The sequence below is a fragment of the Natrinema soli genome (assembly GCF_028618695.1).
The window spans coordinates 1-1,033 of sequence record NZ_JAQIVI010000431.1; the positions used below are offsets into that span (position 1 = coordinate 1).

Annotated in this window: 3 protein-coding genes; 2 read left to right on the forward strand and 1 reads right to left on the reverse strand. The window is 69.0% G+C overall.

The window, feature by feature from the left end; translation table 11 throughout:
- Positions 1 to 234 (reverse strand): dihydrodipicolinate synthase family protein (locus tag PGX04_RS23145; protein ID WP_273740667.1); only part of this gene is annotated, 234 nt, incomplete at its 3' end.
- Positions 235 to 348: 114 nt separating this feature from the next.
- Here PGX04_RS23145 and PGX04_RS23150 point away from each other — a divergent pair.
- Positions 349 to 660 carry a DUF7091 family protein gene (locus PGX04_RS23150; protein WP_273740668.1) on the forward strand — a complete coding sequence of 104 codons (312 nt, stop codon included), beginning with the start codon at positions 349 to 351 and terminating at the stop codon, positions 658 to 660.
- 1 nt (position 661) lies between these two features.
- On the forward strand, positions 662 to 1,033 hold a 372-nt coding region (locus tag PGX04_RS23155), incomplete at its 3' end, for a sugar phosphate nucleotidyltransferase (protein WP_273740669.1).

The following is a 1,033-nucleotide window of genomic DNA, read 5'->3' on the forward strand; positions in this document are numbered from 1 at the left end:
ACCCGCGACGACGGGAACGTCGGCGCGCTCGACGGTCGCCTCGACGACGCGTCGCTGCTCGTCGGCCGTCAAACTCGGAAATTCGCCGGTCGTTCCGCAGGGGAAGACGGCGTCGACGCCGCCCGACTGCAGGTGCTCGAGCAGGCCAGCGAGGGCCGCCTCGTCGATCGATCCGTCGTCAAAGGGCGTTACCATCGGACAGGTGATCCCCCGGAGGGTGTCGCGGATATCCATGTCCGTACTCGACGGGAGAGTCTGGCAAAATCGTTGTCATCGACTCCGCGTAGCCGACGCCGTCGGCCGCCGTCGCCGACGGGCCTATGTGCCCGCCGGTCGAACGGGTGTCCAATGGCGGATCGGCGTCGGCTCGAGCGGATCCTGCGCTCGACGCTGCAGGGTGCGGGCGAACAGTTCGAGGAGCTTCGCAGATCGACCGACGGCCAACTCGAGGAGGCCCGCGAGGCCTACGAGGTGGCGAAAAACGCGCGCGAACTGCCGTCGGACGAGGCGGGACGGGCGAAGATCGTCTGTCGGCGCTACGCCGAACAGCGGGCGGCGAAGCTCGACGACGAGTACCGGCCGGCCTGTTACGAGGCGGGCCACCCCGACTGCGAGGGGTGTGCGGAGGACGTCCGCGAAGGGCGAATCGAGACCTGGTAACATGGATCGGCCAATCGTCGCCTGCGTCCTCGCCGGCGGCATCGGCAGTCGACTCTATCCCGCGAGCCGAAGCGACCGGCCGAAACAGTTCCTCGCGCTCGGCGGCGAGCGCTCCCTGCTCTCGCGGACGATGGATCGAACCGCGTTCGCCGACGAACGCTACGTCCTGACCCGCGACGCTTTTGCAGACGATATTCACGAGCACGCGCCCGAAGCGGGCGTGCTGGTCGAACCCGACGGCAAGGACACCGGCCCGGCGCTGGTCTACGCCGTCTGGCGGCTCCGCGAGCGGTTCGATCGGGAGCCGGTCCTGGTCTGTCTCCCGAGCGACCACCACGTCGACGACGACGCCGCGTTCGCCCACCGGCTCGAG

Coding starts and splice junctions, on each gene's coding strand:
- PGX04_RS23150 (WP_273740668.1), top strand. CDS start 349: ATGGCGGATCGGCGTCGGCTCGAGCGGATCCTGCGCTCGACGCTGCAG.